Origin of the sequence: Brevibacillus sp. AG, from assembly GCF_028369215.1 — a bacterium.
Taxonomy (GTDB): Bacteria; Bacillota; Bacilli; order Brevibacillales; family Brevibacillaceae; genus Brevibacillus; species Brevibacillus porteri.
On record NZ_JAQMYO010000003.1, the window covers coordinates 33486 to 51087 of the forward strand.

Annotated in this window: 19 protein-coding genes and 2 other annotated features; of the genes, 5 read left to right on the forward strand and 14 right to left on the reverse strand. The window is 48.7% G+C overall.

Translation table 11 applies throughout. The features are described from left to right. Positions 1–17: 17 nt before the first annotated feature. Together mutY and POF51_RS09010 are read right to left on the reverse strand one after the other, a co-directional pair. On the reverse strand, positions 18–1124 hold the full coding sequence (gene mutY / locus POF51_RS09005; protein WP_069846667.1) for an A/G-specific adenine glycosylase: 1107 nt from the start codon (positions 1122–1124) through the stop codon (positions 18–20). Positions 1125–1145: 21 nt separating this feature from the next. Then, positions 1146–1436 (reverse strand): hypothetical protein, encoded by a 291-nt coding sequence (locus POF51_RS09010; RefSeq protein WP_069846669.1) that lies wholly within the window; start codon positions 1434–1436, stop codon positions 1146–1148. Positions 1437–1595: 159 nt separating this feature from the next. Between POF51_RS09010 and POF51_RS09015 the strand changes: the two genes are divergently transcribed. After that, entirely contained in the window at positions 1596–2585 is a 990-nt protein-coding gene (locus POF51_RS09015) for a metal-dependent hydrolase (protein WP_069846672.1), read from the forward strand. Between the two features lie 142 nt (positions 2586–2727). Continuing rightward, entirely contained in the window at positions 2728–3273 is a 546-nt protein-coding gene (locus POF51_RS09020; RefSeq protein ID WP_069846674.1) for a pyridoxamine 5'-phosphate oxidase family protein, read from the forward strand. Between the two features lie 53 nt (positions 3274–3326). On the opposite strand, the gene POF51_RS09025 is transcribed toward POF51_RS09020, so the two are convergent. The 4 genes from POF51_RS09025 to POF51_RS09040 form a co-directional block, all read right to left on the reverse strand. Next, a complete protein-coding gene (locus POF51_RS09025; RefSeq protein ID WP_069847479.1) occupies positions 3327–3773 on the reverse strand; it encodes a carboxymuconolactone decarboxylase family protein in 447 nt (148 codons plus the stop codon). A gap of 72 nt (positions 3774–3845) precedes the next feature. After that, complete coding sequence (gene sigJ, locus POF51_RS09030; RefSeq protein ID WP_069846675.1) at positions 3846–4733, reverse strand: RNA polymerase sigma factor SigJ; 888 nt, start codon at positions 4731–4733, stop codon at positions 3846–3848. Then, complete coding sequence (locus POF51_RS09035; protein WP_069846677.1) at positions 4733–5527, reverse strand: dioxygenase family protein; 795 nt, start codon at positions 5525–5527, stop codon at positions 4733–4735. Before POF51_RS09035 ends, sigJ begins: the two co-directional genes overlap by 1 nt. Positions 5528–5700: 173 nt before the next feature. Beyond that, the gene (locus POF51_RS09040; RefSeq protein ID WP_012684750.1) at positions 5701–6309 is read right to left on the reverse strand and encodes a superoxide dismutase; all 609 of its coding nucleotides are present in this window, start codon (positions 6307–6309) and stop codon (positions 5701–5703) included. Positions 6310–6500: 191 nt separating this feature from the next. Between POF51_RS09040 and POF51_RS09045 the strand changes: the two genes are divergently transcribed. After that, positions 6501–7271, forward strand: a complete 771-nt coding sequence (locus POF51_RS09045) for a sulfite exporter TauE/SafE family protein (protein ID WP_069846680.1) — start codon at positions 6501–6503, stop codon at positions 7269–7271. Between the two features lie 566 nt (positions 7272–7837). Here POF51_RS09045 and POF51_RS09050 read toward each other — a convergent pair. Together POF51_RS09050 and POF51_RS09055 are read right to left on the reverse strand one after the other, a co-directional pair. Then, the gene (locus POF51_RS09050; RefSeq protein WP_271755163.1) at positions 7838–9382 is read right to left on the reverse strand and encodes a 2-isopropylmalate synthase; all 1545 of its coding nucleotides are present in this window, start codon (positions 9380–9382) and stop codon (positions 7838–7840) included. A 61-nt stretch (positions 9383–9443) separates the two neighbouring features. Further along, positions 9444–9678: a binding site (T-box leader), on the reverse strand. A 41-nt stretch (positions 9679–9719) separates the two neighbouring features. Beyond that, positions 9720–9988, reverse strand: a binding site (T-box leader). Positions 9989–10069: 81 nt separating this feature from the next. After that, the gene (locus POF51_RS09055) at positions 10070–11437 is read right to left on the reverse strand and encodes an MFS transporter (protein WP_069846685.1); all 1368 of its coding nucleotides are present in this window, start codon (positions 11435–11437) and stop codon (positions 10070–10072) included. A gap of 146 nt (positions 11438–11583) precedes the next feature. Between POF51_RS09055 and POF51_RS09060 the strand changes: the two genes are divergently transcribed. Beyond that, positions 11584–12465 carry a LysR family transcriptional regulator gene (locus POF51_RS09060; protein WP_106836514.1) on the forward strand — a complete coding sequence of 294 codons (882 nt, stop codon included), beginning with the start codon at positions 11584–11586 and terminating at the stop codon, positions 12463–12465. A gap of 49 nt (positions 12466–12514) precedes the next feature. Here the strand turns inward: POF51_RS09060 and POF51_RS09065 are convergent, their stop codons facing one another. Next, the gene (locus POF51_RS09065) at positions 12515–12694 is read right to left on the reverse strand and encodes a hypothetical protein (protein ID WP_017250129.1); all 180 of its coding nucleotides are present in this window, start codon (positions 12692–12694) and stop codon (positions 12515–12517) included. 21 nt (positions 12695–12715) lie between these two features. Continuing rightward, complete coding sequence (locus tag POF51_RS09070; protein WP_007721554.1) at positions 12716–12946, reverse strand: YneF family protein; 231 nt, start codon at positions 12944–12946, stop codon at positions 12716–12718. A 161-nt stretch (positions 12947–13107) separates the two neighbouring features. Here POF51_RS09070 and POF51_RS09075 point away from each other — a divergent pair, with 161 nt between their 5' ends. Continuing rightward, positions 13108–13890: an N-acetylmuramoyl-L-alanine amidase family protein gene (locus POF51_RS09075; RefSeq protein WP_271755169.1), complete on the forward strand. Its 783-nt coding sequence runs from the start codon at positions 13108–13110 to the stop codon at positions 13888–13890. 14 nt (positions 13891–13904) lie between these two features. Here the strand turns inward: POF51_RS09075 and POF51_RS09080 are convergent, their stop codons facing one another. From POF51_RS09080 to liaF, 4 genes are all read right to left on the reverse strand, one after another. After that, a complete protein-coding gene (locus POF51_RS09080) occupies positions 13905–14729 on the reverse strand; it encodes a metallophosphoesterase (protein ID WP_017250127.1) in 825 nt (274 codons plus the stop codon). A gap of 174 nt (positions 14730–14903) precedes the next feature. Then, on the reverse strand, positions 14904–15533 hold the full coding sequence (locus tag POF51_RS09085; RefSeq protein WP_007721557.1) for a response regulator: 630 nt from the start codon (positions 15531–15533) through the stop codon (positions 14904–14906). Positions 15534–15540: 7 nt separating this feature from the next. Then, entirely contained in the window at positions 15541–16689 is a 1149-nt protein-coding gene (locus POF51_RS09090; protein WP_017250125.1) for a HAMP domain-containing sensor histidine kinase, read from the reverse strand. Between the two features lie 13 nt (positions 16690–16702). Beyond that, positions 16703–17593, reverse strand: a complete 891-nt coding sequence (gene liaF / locus POF51_RS09095) for a cell wall-active antibiotics response protein LiaF (protein WP_069846691.1) — start codon at positions 17591–17593, stop codon at positions 16703–16705. Positions 17594–17602 lie beyond the last annotated feature (9 nt).

The window sequence follows — 17602 nt, forward strand, 5'->3', positions numbered from 1 at the left end:
ACAGCTTTGCCTAATCGTTATTTTTGTCCCAACAGCTCGCGAATTTTTTGATGCGCCATCGGGATGGTGTAAGCATCTAATTCCTCCCAAGCTGCGTATCTTGCATGAGCGGGGAGCTCTTCCCCTTCGATCCAGTCACAGGACCATACTTGCATGTTCCACTGCAAATGGGAGAAGACGTGCTGAACCGTACCGAGTGGCTGCATGACTTCTACATCGATTCCGAATCGTTCACGCAAACCAACTGCAAGTGCCTCCTGCTTGGCAGCATCACTTTCCTGTTCGGTTTCAACAGTAGGGAATTCCCACATACCGGCGAGAAGCCCCTGATCGGGACGCTTGTTCATCAATACTTTGCCGTCGCGAATGATAATGCCTACTTGCAGATCAACAGGACGTGGAGGTTTGGCTTTGCCTTTGACCGGCAGCTCTTCTGCCACTCCCTCCTGACGGGCCATACAGTAGTCAAACACCGGACAGGTCAAGCATTGCGGAGTGCGCGGCACACAGACCATCGCTCCCAGCTCCATTAAAGCCTGATTGAAATCACCAGCTCTCCCCGCTGGAATGACCTGGCGTACGAGATGCTCGATTTTGATTCTCGCGGCAGGCTTGGCGATGTCGTCCGTTAAATACAGCAGACGTGAAAAGACACGCATAACATTTCCATCCACAGCCGGCTCCGCCTTTTCATAGGCAATGCTAAGAATGGCTCCTGCTGTATACGGACCGACACCTTTTAGTGTAGCGATCTCTTCTGGTGTATCCGGCACAACTCCTCCATAGCGAACCGTTACCTCGCGGGCTGCGGCTTGAAGATTGCGCGCGCGGGAATAATAACCGAGCCCTTCCCACGCTTTTAAGACATCTTCCTCGGGCGCTTTCGCTAAATCACTCACCGTCGGAAATTTCTCCATGAAATTCGCATAATAAGGTTTAACGGTCTCTACGCGTGTTTGCTGAAGCATGATCTCCGATACCCAGATTCGATATGGGTCTTTGTTGATCCGCCAAGGCAAATCCCGCTTTTGTGAGTCGTACCAGGCCAGCAAATCTTGGGCAAAGCCAAACACATGAAATTGTTCAGGAAGGGTATATTTCAAGCTTTCTTGTTTTCTTGCCATTTCCGTTTATTCTACTCCTTTTCATCCCAGTTCCGCGGGACGAAACGCCCACACATGCAGTTTCGCAGCTCCGCCGGAAATACAGTCGCAAAAGTCTTGATCTGCCAATCTGTTTGCCTTGATTTCTTCGTATAGTTGAACAGTCTCGACCTCAAACATTTCAACAAACAGACCGGGCTGATCCAAGCCCTCCATTGAACGATACTGACGTGCACCCATCGCTTCCATTCGCTCAGACATCGAGGTGAGTAATCGCAGAGCGTGACTCCGTTTTTCAGTATCCAACTTGTATTCAATGAAAACCGTTAGCATGCGACATGTTCCTCCTTTAACGATTCAACGCTTTCATCATACCCTTCCCACCCCGTGCGAACAAGCACACAAATATTTTCAGAACGGGCGAGAATTAAGCTTAGGCAAACGCTATAATAAACAATAAAAGTGGAAGGAAGGGAGGAAGACAACGATTCCATGGATACAGCCACACATTTTGCCATGGGCTTTGGGTTGGCCGGGCTCGCCTATCTTGATCCTGTCGTAGCTTCTACTCCGTCACTTGCAGTGGCCGTCATGATTGGTACGGTCATTGGCTCGCAGGCACCTGATTTTGATGGCTTAGTCCGCCTTCGTGGTACCGCTGCCTACATTCGCAACCACCGAGGTGTTTCTCACTCGGTTCCGGCTTTATTTCTCTGGACGGGAGCCATTTTCGTTCTCATCCAGGCCATGATGCCACAGCCCCATTGGCTGCATTTGCTCGGGTGGATATTCCTAGCCGTCTGTTTACACGTCTTCGTTGACTTGTTCAATTCCTATGGCACAAAGGGCCTGTACCCGTTTCACGACAAATGGGTGGCTCTCAACGCCATTTTCATTTTCGATCCCTTCATTTTCGCTGCTCATCTCGTCGGCTTTATGCTATGGGCAGCAGGTGCGCATCCAGGACACGTCTTTTTATGGATATACGTGATCATTGCCGGATACTATTACTGGCGTTGTCAGGCGCAAAGACGAACGACCGAGTTGGTTCGTCAGCGAATCGGCAAAGCTGGTACCTTCACCATCATCCCTACGCTTTCCTGGACGTATTGGACCTTCGTCGCCAAGACAGACCAGCATTGGTATGTAGGTGAAGTCATTTCAGGCGATGTCGTCATCCTGGACACCTTCTCCATCAAACCGGAAAATGAGCGGATTGCGGCAGCCAAGAAAAGCTACAAAGTCCAGTCCTTCCTCGCTTTTACCCATCATGTGCATGTAGAAACAAAGGAGCGCTCCTTTGGCTATGAGGTCAAATGGATTGATCTGCGCTACCGCTCCCGTTTTCAAGGGAAAAGTCACTACATGTTCGTCTCCGTGGTCTACCTCAATTTTGATCTGACCATCCGCGATTCCTTCGTCGGTTGGATCCACCACGGAGAAGAACAGCTTACCAAAAAATTGGATTCAAAACGCTCGTAATCGACGAGAATGCCGCCCCTGCCAGTAGAGGGCGGTTATTTTTTTGTCATCTGACCCGTTCATTTTTACCAAAATTGCACCTGTTCTCCTAGTCAAATACCCATTACGATCAAAATAACAACGACAGACTGGGGGACTCGACATGATACCAATTCGTTATTCCAAGCGTACCATTACTGATCAGGAGCAAATTGACCAGTTTTTGCAAGTGGCTAAGGTCGGCCATCTCGGCTTGTCTAATGAAATCGAGCCGTACATCCTCCCTTTGAATTTTGCATGGTGGAATGGCTGTATTTATTTTCACGGCGCGGATTCTGGCAGAAAAATCGAGATGATGAATGGCAACAACCGTGTATGTTTCAGTGTTTGCGAGGAGTACGGCACAATCGCCTCACCTGTGCCTGCCCATATCGATACGGCTTACATGAGTGTGTTTATCGCTGGGACAATTGAGCGTGTTTCTGAACCTGAGGAGATGCGCGATGCGATGCAATCCATGATCGACAAGTACGTACCCGGCTACTATTCAGAAGCGTTGCCTTTGCAGCATGTCATCAAGTATCGTTCTTCGATGGGAAGTACGACCGCCATCTTCCGGATTACGCCTACCGTGCTGACCGCCAAAGGTAATCCACTTTCCGAAGAGAAACAGTTCTATCCAGGCAGAAAAGTCGAGATGGATGTATAGCCGAAAAAGACACGCTCTTTTTCCTAAGAGCGTGTCTTTTTCTTGCCTGATCTTTACTTATTATACGGAGCACTCATTCCTGTCGAAATCGCGATTCGGTTCCAGCTGTTGATCGTATTGATCGCCATAATCAAGGCAACGTACTGATTCTCGTCAAAATGCTCGCGGACCTGCTGATAGAGCTCTTCCGAAACTCCGTTAGCCGTAATGACAGTGACAGCTTCTGTCAGAGCAAGGACGGCCCGCTCTGCCTCTGTGTAAACCGCGGATTCTCTCCATAGGCTGAGTAAATAAATGCGTTGCTCTGTTTCACCGAGTTTGCGTGCATCCTGTGTATGCATATCCATGCAAAAAGCGCAGCCGTTGATTTGGGAAGCACGAATTTTGATCAACTCAATCAGTTTTTTGTCCAAGCCGCTCTCATTCACGAAATTTTCCAGCTTGAGCATGGTTTGATACGCCTCAGGATTTGCTGCACGATGATTGAATCTAGCTTGCATCATTCATCTTTCCTCTCCACTCGAATTTGCTTTCAACCTCAAAGACGAGTGAAGCGTCCTTCTTGTGACGAATCATCCATTTTCTTTTTGCAAATGAGCAAGCTTATCTGGATTGACCATCATGTACAATCGTGAAATGCGATCTTCTTCATTCATTGTGATCTGGATGATTATTTTCAGCTGACCTTCGGAGTAGACGGCAATCCCATCTTGGCCATTGATCGAGCGAATCTGCATCGTAGCATGAGAAGCCCACCTCGGCCATACACCCATCCAGAAGGCAGTAATCCGCTCGTCTGAAAAGATGGGATGAATAGCCGCACGGACTTTCCCACCACCATCGCTGACAAACACAGCATCTTTTGTCAAAAGTCCGATCAACGACTTCGCATCTGATTGGGAGATGGCCTGCACCAGCTGTTCTACCAAGCTCGAAGTCCGATTCGACTGAGGGACGATCGCCTGATATCCTGCTTCAGCCAGCTTTCTTCTCGCAAGGCTAAACTTCTTACGACAGTTTACTTCGGTCATTTCGAGCATCGCTGCAATTTCGCTGTATTCGTAGTCGAGTGCCGTTCGGAGCACAAAAACGGCACGTAACGTCGACGGTAGATTCTCTAAGAGAACAAGCAAGCCATACGAGACTGTTTCTTCGGCAATCACTGTTTGCAAGGGATCATTGGTTTCCGAAGCGTCCAGCATCGGCTCCGGCAGCCATTCCCCTACATACTGCTCCCGCTTCCAACGGGCTGATTTTAATAAGTCCAGACAACGATTTGTCACAGCTTTGCACAGATAGCTTTTTACATGGTGAATGTCTTGGATGTCGGTACCTGCCAACGCAAGAAACGTATCCTGTACAATGTCCTCCGCCTCCGTTACCGAGCCAGTCATCCGGTACGCAAGGGAAAACAGTAATGATTTATACTCCCGATAAACATCCCCCATGTGCACTGTCATTATTTCGTATCACCAAACTGCCAAATGGTGTGACTGAGACTTCCATAGCGGATGCTCATGTGCAGGCGCTTCGCTGTACGTTCATCGTCGGCAGCTCCCATGACATACACAAGCGGAACAAAATGCTCGGTTCCATATGCGGGAACAGCTTTTTCGGCATGTGGAGCAAGCTCGCGGTAGTTGGCAAGATCCTCGACATTCCAGTCAGTCAATGTTGTTTGCAGCCAGTCTTCGAATTGCTCCGCCCACTCAAAGGTAGCACTATCGGACTCTCTCAGGTTCATATAGGAAAAATTATGGACGGTTCCGCCACTGCCGAGGATCAGAACGTCTTTTTCGCGGAGCGGACTGAGTGCTTTACCGATCTGATATTGCTCTGTCACGGTCAGGTTCGGATTAACCGATAAGGCAACAACAGGAATATCTGCATCCGGATACATATGGCGCAGAATGACCCAATGTCCATGATCAAGTCCGCGTGTCGTGTTGAGAGCAACTGGCACGCCCGCTTCCTGAAGAAGGCGGACTGTTTCCTCCGCTATTTCTCGCTCTCCTTTTGCTGGATACTCAATCTCATACAACTCCTGCGGGAATCCGCCAAAATCATGAATAGTCGGGAAGATATCCATCGTTCCCACCGTTTGCTCAAAAGCTTCCCAGTGAGCCGAAAACATGACAATCGCTCGTGGCTTGCGCGGGAGCAGGTTAGGCAATTGGTTCAGTGCTTCTGTATAGGCATTGTTTTCTATGGCAAGTAACGGGGCACCATGTGCAATGAAAAAAGACGGCATCATTTGCGTACACTCTCCTCTATACTTTTTAAACTTAGTTACTTTTAGTAAGTATTATATCTCATAATCACCACGGTTACAAGTGTATCCTAAATTGATGCCGTTTCTTTTCTCTGAACAAAAAAAGGCTTGCCGCTCTTAAAGAACGACAAGCCTTATGACAGGTAGAGTTACAATTACTTCGCTGCTGCGAAACGCTTGCTAACTTCATCCCAGTTTACTACATTCCAGAACGCGCCGATGTAGTCAGGGCGTTTGTTTTGGTAGTTCAGGTAGTAAGCATGCTCCCAAACGTCCAGACCAAGGATAGGTGTTTTACCTTCCATGATTGGGCTGTCTTGGTTAGGAGTAGAGCTAATTGCTACTTTTCCGCCTTCTGCAGTCAGCCAAGCCCATCCGGAACCGAAACGAGTAGTAGCTGCTTTTGCGAATTCTGCTTTGAAGTTGTCAAAGCTTCCGAAAGCCGCGTTGATTGCGTCAGCCAGTTCACCAGTTGGTGCGCCGCCGCCATTCGGGCTCATGATTTCCCAGAACAGTGTGTGGTTAGCATGGCCTCCACCGTTGTTGCGAACAGCAGTGCGGATGGACTCAGGCAGAGCATCCAGATTGCTGATCAGCTCTTCAATGCTTTTACCTTGCAGGTCAGCGTGTGCTTCCAGAGCTGCATTCAGGTTGTTAACATAAGTAGCATGGTGACGTCCGTGATGGATCTCCATGGTTTGCGCGTCGATATGTGGTTCCAAAGCGTTGTGTGCATAAGGCAATGCAGGAAGTTGATGTGCCATTGTAACATTCCTCCTCAAATTATGTAGGTCAAGCTTACGCCTTCATTATACTGTAAGCCAAACAGTTTTTCAACAAATCGGTATGCAAAGTATATTAATCTATTTATTATTTCAAAGATTTCTATCTTGAAAACAAAACCGAGCGTGCTAGACTTGGATTATTACAAACGAAGAGAATCAGGTGATATTTAGTGGAAATGGACTTATCAACGATCGTACTTCTCGCTGTCTTTGGATTCATTGCAGCATTCATCGACAGTACTGTTGGTGGAGGCGGACTCATCTCCCTCCCCGCTCTGCTCGGTCTAGGAATGCCACCGTACCTTGCTCTTGGCACGAACAAATTGGCTGGCACGATTTCATCAGCCACCAGTTCTTACACCTTTATCAAGAACGGTAAATTTGACAAGAAGCTCATGCTGATCTTATTTCCCGTCTCCCTGATCGGCGCCTATTTCGGAGCGAAAACAGTTCTATTCGTTCCCCAGGAGTTTTTGAAGTTCCTTGTCGTTATCATGATGGCACTCATTTTCGTTTACACCCTTTTCAACAAACGTTTCGGTCAAGATTCCAACTACAAAGGGCTGACCAAATTTACGCTAGGCATCGGGATTCCTTTTACCTTTTTAATCGGATTTTACGATGGATTTTTCGGGCCTGGAACTGGTTCGTTCTTTGTTTTTCTAATGGTGCTTCTGTTTGGCTATGATTTTGTGATTGCGGCCGGCAATGGCCGAATTTTGAATCTGGCCAGTAACATTTCAGCGCTTTTTGTCTTCACAATGGAGGGCAAGGTTGTCTTCATGACTGGTCTTATCATGGGGATCGCGATGCTGTTGGGCGCTAACCTCGGTGCCAAAATGGCCATCAAAACGGGGGTACGTTATGTTCGTCCATTGTTCTTGGTCGTATCCATTACCTTGATTGTGAAGATGGTATATGAGTTGATTTTTACTGGTTGATATAAAAAGACCTTCTTGCACGTTACTGTAGTGGTGGGGAGGAAACAGGAGAAAACGCTCAGCTTCTAGGGCCACCCGCTGTGGGATTGACTGCCCGACTCCATGCAAAAAGCGAAACCGCGTCCAAAGTAGTCCATTCAGGAAGTTTTTCAGAGGTGGACGCTAAAGAGCGTGTTTCGCTTTTTGCATTCCGTTTCGGTAGGCGTCCCTAAGATCTTCGCTTATTTCTCCTGTTTCCTCTACGAGCTTTCCATACTTAAACGGGTTTTAGAAGACTTTAAATCTTCAGCAACGACAGAGAAGAATATTTCCAGACGTAGCGACTTGTGGAGTCCTACCGAGCGGAGAAGGGATTAGCGGGCAAAAAGAAACGCAACCGTGCCCATGCGACGTAGCGGCTACCACTTTTGCGTTTCCCCGCGAATCCCTTCGGAGCGAGCAGTCTTAACCCCCAGCAGGACGGAGCCTGGAGCCTAGACTGGAAATATTCTTCTCCCCACTACAGCCATAAGCACGTGATGAGTCAGCCTGTAACCATCTACAGGCTGACTTTTTATGTTTGGCTCTTAGTTAGCTCCGGCTGCAACAACTTTGGCCTGATGATCACGCACCGCCTGATTGCTAGCCGCCATAAACGCCTGCGCGACCGCCATCAGTACATCTCGATGCTCGGCAACACCTTTAAAATGGCTTCCATTAGCGCTGACCGTCACGATCGCTTCGCCTGTCGCATGTTCTCCCGACGACAATGAATACAGCTCCATGTCCGTAAACTCTACGTCGAACGGCAGTGCCTGCTTGATGCCTGCCACCAATGCCTCGACAGGTCCTTCTCCGGTGCCCGAGTATGCTTGTTCTTCGCCTGTCACATTGTTCGTAATGGTGCAGGAAGCCATACGACTTCCGGATGTGCCAGTGAGCACTTGCGCATTGACCAACGTGAACGGCTCCAGTACCGCGTTCACGGTATGTCCTACCAGCTCAAGCAACTGATGATCCTGGACCACTTTTTGCTTGTCAGCCAGCTCTTTAAATTGGACGTACAGTGTCTCCATCTGTTCGTCGGTCATCTGTATCCCGCATTCGTTTACGCGGTGCTTGATGGCATGACGACCGGAGTGCTTTCCGAGAATGATCATGTTACGAGGTACGCCCAAGCTCTCTGGGTCCATGATTTCGTATGTGCTGCGCTCTTTCAAGAGGCCGTCCTGATGAATTCCCGCTTCGTGCTGAAAGGCATTGCGACCGACAATTGGTTTGTTGAAGGCAATCGGGAAGCTCATGGCACGGCTCACCTTTTGTGAAGTGGTGTAAATGTGCTCTGGTCTGATGCCAGTCTCAGCATCCAATGCTTCTTTGCGCGTCTCAATTGCCATCACCAGTTCTTCTAAGGAGCAGTTCCCTGCTCGCTCACCGACCCCGTTGACCGTTACTTCGACTTGGGTGACCCCAGCACGAATTGCAGCCAAACTGTTTGCAACCGCGAGTCCCAGGTCATTGTGGCAGTGTGCACTGAACTCTACCTTGTCGCTGCCACGGACATTTTTCATGACACGAGTGAACATGGCTCCGTACTCTTCCGGTAGCGCATATCCGACCGTATCCGGGATGTTGATAATGGTTGCTCCTTCTTCGATCGCTGCCTCGATCATTTCAAACAGGAACTCATCTCCAGTACGGGTCGCATCCATTGGTGAAAATTCGATCCGGTCTACAAACTGTTTGCCGTACGCAATCATCTCGCGGGCGATTTTAATCACCTGCTCTCTCGACTTGCGCAGTTGGAAATCCAGATGAATGCTGGAGGATGACAGGAACATGTGGAGTCTGCGTCGCTCTGCCGCTTGTGTAGCCCGAACGGCAGCGTCGATGTCCTCTTTCACCGCACGAGCAAAGCCACAGATCTCCACGCCGTGCACCTCTTGCGAAATACGTTGCACCGCCATGAAGTCACCAGGACTGGAGATCGGGAAGCCCGGTTCAATGACATCCACTCCGAGGTCTGCCAAATGCTTCGCTATCACGATTTTTTGCTCAGGAGAAAGAGACGCTCCTGGTGCTTGCTCTCCGTCACGCAGTGTCGTATCGAAAATATGAATTCGTTTTGTCATGGGTATTGCCTCCTCAATTTTTCGTTATTTTCTCAATAAAAAAAGCCCGCCGTCTCCATATACAAGAGACGACAGGCTTTTGGCTGCCGCGGTACCACTCTCGTTGATCCCCTCTTTTTTCAAAAGAGAATCCACCTCGCTATCCCGATGACGTGGGACGATCCGTCAAGGTCTACTGTATGTTTTCAACCTTGCCGCTCCCGGGTGAGATTCGAGCATTTCCTGACTGCGTCGCACCTACCCGCAGCTCTCTGGACAAGAAATTCGCTTTACTAGCTCCCGTTCTTCGCGTTTGCTCTATGTCGTTGTGAAAATCAAAAAGGCCTGCCGTCTCTATCGAAGAGACGACAGACCTTGTCTATCGCGGTACCACTCTCGTTGACCCCAGCTACTCGCCAGAAGTCCACCTCATGTACTGATCCTAGTCGATCAGCACAACCCGATCACGGAGGTTAACCGTCAGAACTTACTGCTCGATGCAGCGCTACATCTTGTTCAGTCCTGCCGCTCCCGGGCGAGCTTCACTGGCTTCTCTGACTGCGTTGCACCATCCCGCAGCTCTCTAAACAGATCAGACCACTTACTGTTCCCGTTCTTCGCGTTATTGTTATTATTGTTTGAAATTTTATTCGGTTTATTTCTGGTTGTCAATGGAGACTGGCAATAAAAATAATTTTATTAACCCAATCAATGGAGTTCTCTCACCGAGCTGCGGCCGAACTGTCTGTAATAAAGGCAAGCGAGCCCCAGTATCATGAGCACTAAAACGGAGTAAATATTGCTATAGACGGACGCTCCTGGATAGCTATTGAGCAGATTCCAGCTAACAGCAGCTCCTCCATCAATCGATTTGCCGTACAAGGTAGCTGCAAGTGCACCTGCAATAAAGTTCAGCATTGCCAACAGTCCCATACCGACGCCGATCTGTTCTTTTGGTAGAGACTGCGAGATTGCGTTTGACATCGAAATCATCATAAACGATAGTCCGACATTGCCAAAAATCAGAAAAACGGCAATGAGAAACGGAGATACTCCCGCAAAGGAAGAGAAGAGGACAAAGCTGCTCAAAAGCAACCCAGACGCTGTGTAAAATAAATACGAATTCCCTTTCTTATCTGCAAGAATCCCGGCCTTTTTCCCCAAGAACGCGGTCACAATTGCTCCCGGCACCATGACAAAGCCGATGAGTCCTGTTGCCAGGTGATTCACATTGGCCAACAACTGTGGACTAAGGAAAGCGAACGAATAGCCACTCCCTATCATCAAAAAGGCAATGAACAGCCCGAGTGAATAGCGTTTGCTCCGGAATAAGCCAGGGCGAACAAAAGGTTCTGCGGTCGTCCGAATTCTTACCAAGAACAGAACGAATGAGAGGATGCACCCCAGTGCCAACAACAAGCTCTGATTCGTAATAGCCAACAGAAGCAACGCAATCGTGATTGCGAGAAGCCCACCGCCGATCCAATCCATTTTGACGGCTTCCTGCTCCTCCTCCTCCAAATACTTACGGAAAAAAGGCACGGCAAAAAGCGTGAACAACGGCATGCAGAACAGCCATCTCCAATCGAGCAGACTGACCAGCAAAGAGGAAAGAACGGGACCTAATGCGCTACCGATTGCCATCCCGGTCATTGAGATCCCTAGAGCTCGCCCCCTACTCTCCGGGGGAAAATAGCGCACCGGAATAATGGAAGACGTCGCCGGAACAACCGCAGCTCCTGCTGCCTGCACAATTCTCCCAAAAAGCACCATGCCATAATTATGAGCGAAAAATCCGATAAGGGAGCCGATAGCAAACAGAATTAATCCGAATGTAAGCAAATGTTTGAGCTTGTAGGAATCGGCTAGCTTTCCGTACATCACGGTTCCAACCGCATAGATTAACAAAAAGGCAGACGTCACCCAGCTTACTTGGCTAAAAGATAAATGAAATGCTGTCCTGATTTGCGGTAACACGATATTGAACATCGTAGCACTCATCACCGTAATCATGAGGGTAAACACGAGTACGCGAAGTACTTTTTCAGCAGATTGTTGTTGTGGTTCGGTTTGCATATAAAGACACCTCTCGTTATCACCGATTTCTTCCCGGGAAGGTGATTGTTTGCCTTGCTAGATGTAGTTTATAATGATTTTAAAATAAACGAAAATATATCTTTTGATATGTAGTTGATATACCTGAGTATATGGAGTTGAATCGAATGGAATTGTTGCAATTGCACTATTTCCGGACAGTGGCCAAGTGGCAGCATATGACGAAAGCCGCCCAAGAGCTGCGGATTGCTCAGCCTGCTCTCAGCAAAACCATTGCTCGGTTGGAAGAGGATGTCGGGGTTCCGTTATTCGACCGCGAGCGAGGACGTATTCGGCTGAATACATTTGGGAAGGCGTATCTGGAGCGTGTAGATAAAGCACTGAACTTGTTGGAGGAAGGTCAAAAAGTCGTATCGGATCTAGCCGGAATGGAACATGGTCGTATTCATCTGGCAACGTCAACCTTGGATTTGTTATCAGAACCGTTGGGTAAGTTTCTCGCCCTCCATCCCGATGTACACTTCCAGATCACGCAAGCCAGCATCGAAGAAATGGCAACCCTCCTGGAGTCAGGCGAAGTGGATATTTGCTTCACGCATTTGCCGATCAGGGTGCCGGATATTTTGACTACGCCCGTATTGAAAGAAGATATTCATGTAGCTGTCCCCCGCACACATCACTTAGCCAAGCAAAGCAGCATTCGACTAAGCGAGCTGGCTGAAGAGTCATTTATCGGCTACAGGGAGGACTTTCCCATCCAAATGCTGTACGATCAGTTCTTTCAAAAAGCAGGGATTACCCCCAAATTCGCTTGTCGGGTAGATGATCCCGGCTCTATACAAAAGCTGGTCCGCGCAGGTCTTGGCATCGCCCTCTATGGCTGTATCAGTCGAGAGGAAGACCCTCACCTTGTCATGGTTCCGATCGAACACCCGATCTGCCAGCGACATTTTCAAATGATTCGTCACGAAAAAAGATATCTCTCCCTGGCAGCACGCAAATTCTGTGATTTTATCGTCCAGTATTTTGCTGATTCTCTTGAAAAATAAGCCCCTTTCCAAAAGAAAAAAGCCTGGCATCATTCGCCAGGCTCTTCCCCTACTCTTGTTTTCTTTTTTTCATACGTAAAATAATGCCGTCAATGAGCAGTCCAATCCCCGCTCCGTAAAAAGGGGCCGCAAACCGAGTTCCTTCAGCAAGCGGCAGGTCTTTCAAATACACGATAAACACCCCGATTATAAAACCGATCATCGTGTAGCGCAGCCGGGTCGCCCCCATCAAACGACACTCCCTTTCACGCTACTTCCCGAATTTATTTGGCATTTTCATGTTTTTCATCGTACGGCTCATTTGTTTAAGCTGCTTTTGGTTGAGATTCATCCCCATTGAACGGGCCATGGCTTGAAGCTGCTTGTCGTCCATTTGCATGTTGGACATTTGTTTTTTCAAAAAATAAGTCCCTCCATAAAATCCACCAGCGAGACCGATTAACAATGTAACAATTGGAATTACCCAGTTGTACCAAGCCATCAATACATTACCATCCTCTATACGTAATTATGAACTCTTTTATTGTACCATAGTTGAGCTATCTTCTGTAAATTGTGATTAGAAAACTTGGAAAATGAGAACACTGCCCTCAACAATATCTTTGTCTCAAGCATATTCTAATAGCAAGAGGTGAAGCAACTATGACTCCAATTGTGATTCTGGACGCTGGACACGGTGGCAGCGATCCAGGTGGAGGAAACAACACGCAGTTTACCGAGAAAGATATGAATTTGCAAATATCGCTCTATCAATATAATCGCTTTTTGGCTCTAAATATTCCTGTCGCTATCACACGGACAACCGATGTGACTCTGACAAGCGAGGCTCGGACTGCTCTGGTTCGAAACAGCGGGGCTCGCTACTGTATAGCGAACCACATTAACTCAGGTGGCGGTCGAGGTTCCGAGGTCATTTACTCGATTTACGGCTCCCCAACCTTTCCCCAATTGATCCAGGATGCCCTAGCAGCGGAAGGAATGCCGAATCGACGCATTTTTACGCGGACACTGCCAGATAATCCTCGGCTCGATTACTACTTCATGCACCGGGAGACTGGCAGCGTAGAGACGGTTATCGTCGAGTATGGCTTTGCTGACAATGCTTTGGACGCAAATAAACTGCAACAGGATTGGCGAGATCTCGCGGAAGGGGTAGTCCGAGCATTTTGCACGTACGCCAAACTTCCCTACCAGCCCCCTACGACTCCTACTGCTACTCCAAAACCTACTGCAGCACCGACCCTTGCTCCCACCACTTCTCCTGGAAACGGGACAGTCCCTGACTGGAAGCAGGAAGCCGTCAACTGGCTGTATGATCAAGGCTTATTAACCGACGAACAATGGCGTAAGCAGCCTGACCAGCCTCTGCCGCTCTGGGCACAGGCTGTCATCCTAAAACGTTTATTCGAAAAGCTCAAAACGTAACGTAACGTCTCCGTTTAATCGTCTGTCTTAAAACGGGTCAGCGGCGTATCCGTTAAGCCCGAATAATTTCTCTTTGCTGGCACACTCACCAATTCGTCCTCTGGGTAGCGGTAGGCGGTTAACATTCCGCCGAACACACATCCTTGGTCGATGTTGATGGTGCCATTTTTTCGTTTTGGTTCTGGATGCGGATCATGTCCCCATACGATGATGGGCGAAGTCACTTTTCTCTCTTTTGCCCATTCTCTGCGGATCGGGCGTCCATCTGGTCCCGTCCCTGCCACATCGCCATATCGGCAAAACGTATAGACCGCAGGCGAATCCATCCCTATGTAATCATCACGAATCCCCGCATGAACGGCGACTGCTACTATTTTTTCATTCCGTTTGATGATCATGTGCGAAGGAGAAGAAAATAGCAATCTGCGACTCTGCTCTCGTAGCAAGGAGGCCTTCTTCGGCCCGTATTCTTGCTGATACAGCCGAATCTCCTCTTCTACCTTTTCATCTCCGTGTGCCAATGTCACTGGTCTGCCATCCAACCAGCGGGCTACTTTCCACCCATGATTACTATCCACCATCTCAGCCAGGCCTGCCGTGACATGATGGTGAAAAAATTGCAGCATTTTGATTGAGTAAGGTCCACGACTCGTGATATCACCGAGGGAAAGGAGCTTTCGGCCGTGGGGATGGCGATAGGTCCCGTCTGGGGTTTGTTCATATCCCAAGCGTTTGAGCAATTCTATAAATTCGTCGTAACAGCCGTGAACATCTCCAACGATATCCACACCATCGTCAGCCGAAAGCACCTTGGAGCGTGTTTGAGGTTTGTGCCTCATAACCCGTCCCTCCTTTCCGTAATCTCTCATTCGTTACTTACTATCTTTACCACATCTACGAAAAAAACTCACGGTTTGTATACAAGAAAACTGTTTAAACAAGTAAACGCGCGAAAGAGCCCCTGTTTACCGAGGAGCTTTTTGGCGCGTTTACTTATACATGATGCTATGTGATTAGCCTAAGCTATGCGTATGCACGTAAATGGCCGCTTGCGTGCGATCCTCCACATTCAGCTTGGCAAGAATGTTGCTCACATGAGTCTTGACCGTTTTGATCCCGATAATCAGCTCATCTGCAATCTCCTGGTTGGACTTGCCCTGACCGATCAGCTTTAAAACTTCCAACTCACGCGGCGTCAGTTGCTCATGGGGATGGGACTCTTGACCGTGACGGAAACGGGCCATGATTTTTCCTGCTACCCTCGATTCCAAAACTGGCTCACCCGCCGCAGCAGAGCGGATTGCCTTTGCAATCTCGGCTGCACGCGAAGTCTTCAGCAAGTAGCTGAATGCCCCCGCTTCAATGACCGGATATACCTTTTCGTCATCAATAAAGCTGGTCAAGACAATAACCTTACTGGATGGACAGCTTTCACGAATACGCCGAGTCGCTTCCACACCGCCGATGCCTTCCATAACTAAATCCATCAAAACGACATCCGGGCGCAGTTCTTGCGTCATCCGCACCCCTTCTTCTCCACTGCCTGCCTCTGCTACGACTTCAATATCGTCCTCTGTAGACAAATAAGCAGCCAGACCCATCCGAACCATTTCGTGATCATCTACCAGTAGTACCCGAATCACCGAGCCTTCACCCTTCCCGTTCCGTCTGTGACATTAGAGGAATACGGACCTCAATTTGCGTCCCCTTCCCAATTGCCGAGTAAATCTCCATGGAGCCTCCGACCTCTGCTACGCGCTCTTGCATGCTGCGCAAACCGTAGGACGTCATTTTCTCCCCATCCGGATCAAAACCAACACCGTCATCCGTTACTCGCAGGCGAACCTGCTCTTGCAGCGTAAACAGCTTCACTGTAATCTGGGTGGCTCTGGCATGCCGCAATGTATTGGACAAGGACTCCTGCAAAATACGGAACAAATGATCCTCAATTCCACTCGGCAAGCCTTCGACGTCTTCGATCTCCCAAGACAGCTGCATGGTATTTTTACGCGTCAGCTCATCTAAAAGTTCCAGAATGGCTTCCTTCAATGACTTGTTTTGTAACGTAGCCGGGCGAAGATGCAAGAGCAATGCCCTCATCTCCGCTTGTGCTGCTGCTGCCATCTCTTCGACCAATTCAATCTGTTGTGCTGCACGTTGCGGATTTTTTTCTACAAGCCGTTTCATCGCCGCGGTCGTCATGGCGATGGCGAACAGCTGCTGACTGACTGCATCATGCAGTTCTCTCGCCAATCTCTGGCGCTCCTCTGTTACCGCTGCATGCTTCAATTGCTCTGCGAGAGCCGCATTGTGGTTCGACAGCCGCTGCAAAGATGCCACTTGCTCTTCCCATTGTGAAGCCAAGCGATTGATCTGCCATCCTAATTCGCCGACTTCATCGACGCCCAATTCTGGAACCCGATACGACAGCATCCCGCGCCCAAGCTTCATGGCAGCTTCCCACAGTACACTGAGTCTCTTTTTCAACAAATTGCCAATGATATAGGAAATGATCAATGCCACTAAGACACCTGCAGGCAAAGAGACAACAAAAGCAGCAAGCTGAATCAAGCCCTCTGGATCGGCAGGCAGATTGATGCCTATATATTCTTGAAGCCACCACATGAAGTTGCGGTCGCTGATCATTTCGTTGTACCACCGATGAATCCCGGGGTGATCTCTCCATAAAAAGTATAGCCAAAAGAAACAAATAAACGCGGCAGTAATTGCACTGACGGCCAGTAACATGCCATAGCGCACGTATTGCCACTGAATACTTGCCAATCGCTGTCGACGCATCCGCCAGTACCTCCTAGATGTACTTGACTTTTATATCGCCGACAAGCAGCGAGATATGCAAGTTTACTTTTTGCAATGCTTCATCATACTGATCTGAACGAATCTTAACACTGCGATTGATACCTCCCTGACGGTGGCTTAGCACCTCCAGGTCACCAATACTCAACCCTGCTGTTACCGATACAGGAAGATCCACAGGGACATAAATCGTCACATCGCCTATCCAGCCCTCTACGACAAGAACTGCCTCATCCCGCATCAACACTGCCCGGGAAAGATCAATCACAACATCCCCGATTCCATGCCAGACATGCAAGTGATTCAGTTCAAAACGCCCCGAGGTCAGGTGATAATCTCCAATCAGAGAACTGCGGGAATCTTTTGGCAATGTGTCGTCAGGTGATGAAGACATTCTTTCGTGATGGGGAATTTTGCCACCAACATGCTTCCATTTGTTCCAGCTGTCTAGCCAAGGGCGCTCCTCTGTTGAAACCTTTACGTCACTCGGAATACTCGCATCACTTGTCAAAATCGTCTCCGCAGCAGATGGGGTCCCCGTATCACCCAATGGTTGATTCACACGGTGATCTCGTCTGCTGTTCTTGCCCCGAATCAACTGAAACCCGAAATAAATAAACACAATTGGCACTGCAATCTGGAACAAATCATCAACCCCGACACCAAACCACATATCCATCGCGATGATGGTCCCCAGGGAGAATAGAATCCCTCCGCCAATCCGATTTTTCTGCCCCCACAAACGAAGGCCGAAATAAATAAGCACCATCGGCCACAAATCAAACAGACCGAACGAAATGATACCCAAACTGTCTAATAAAAGGCCGATTCCCGTAAAAATAATCAGGATACCAGCCAACATTTTGTGCAAACGGGACAGTTTCACAAAAGTCTC

Bases quoted from the DNA above. Each gene is read 5' to 3' on its own strand.
- POF51_RS09080 (WP_017250127.1), bottom strand. From the start codon at position 14,729: ATGAGGCACAAACCTCAAACACGCTCCAAGGTGCTTTCGGCTGACGAT.
- POF51_RS09075 (WP_271755169.1), top strand. From the start codon at position 13,108: ATGACTCCAATTGTGATTCTGGACGCTGGACACGGTGGCAGCGATCCA.
- POF51_RS09025 (WP_069847479.1), bottom strand. From the start codon at position 3,773: ATGCAAGCTAGATTCAATCATCGTGCAGCAAATCCTGAGGCGTATCAA.
- POF51_RS09050 (WP_271755163.1), bottom strand. From the start codon at position 9,382: ATGACAAAACGAATTCATATTTTCGATACGACACTGCGTGACGGAGAG.
- POF51_RS09065 (WP_017250129.1), bottom strand. From the start codon at position 12,694: ATGGGGGCGACCCGGCTGCGCTACACGATGATCGGTTTTATAATCGGG.
- sigJ (WP_069846675.1), bottom strand. From the start codon at position 4,733: ATGACAGTGCACATGGGGGATGTTTATCGGGAGTATAAATCATTACTG.
- POF51_RS09060 (WP_106836514.1), top strand. From the start codon at position 11,584: ATGGAATTGTTGCAATTGCACTATTTCCGGACAGTGGCCAAGTGGCAG.
- POF51_RS09015 (WP_069846672.1), top strand. From the start codon at position 1,596: ATGGATACAGCCACACATTTTGCCATGGGCTTTGGGTTGGCCGGGCTC.
- POF51_RS09035 (WP_069846677.1), bottom strand. From the start codon at position 5,527: ATGATGCCGTCTTTTTTCATTGCACATGGTGCCCCGTTACTTGCCATA.
- POF51_RS09010 (WP_069846669.1), bottom strand. From the start codon at position 1,436: ATGCTAACGGTTTTCATTGAATACAAGTTGGATACTGAAAAACGGAGT.
- POF51_RS09090 (WP_017250125.1), bottom strand. From the start codon at position 16,689: ATGCGTCGACAGCGATTGGCAAGTATTCAGTGGCAATACGTGCGCTAT.
- mutY (WP_069846667.1), bottom strand. From the start codon at position 1,124: ATGGCAAGAAAACAAGAAAGCTTGAAATATACCCTTCCTGAACAATTT.
- POF51_RS09055 (WP_069846685.1), bottom strand. From the start codon at position 11,437: ATGCAAACCGAACCACAACAACAATCTGCTGAAAAAGTACTTCGCGTA.
- POF51_RS09020 (WP_069846674.1), top strand. From the start codon at position 2,728: ATGATACCAATTCGTTATTCCAAGCGTACCATTACTGATCAGGAGCAA.
- POF51_RS09040 (WP_012684750.1), bottom strand. From the start codon at position 6,309: ATGGCACATCAACTTCCTGCATTGCCTTATGCACACAACGCTTTGGAA.
- POF51_RS09070 (WP_007721554.1), bottom strand. From the start codon at position 12,946: ATGGCTTGGTACAACTGGGTAATTCCAATTGTTACATTGTTAATCGGT.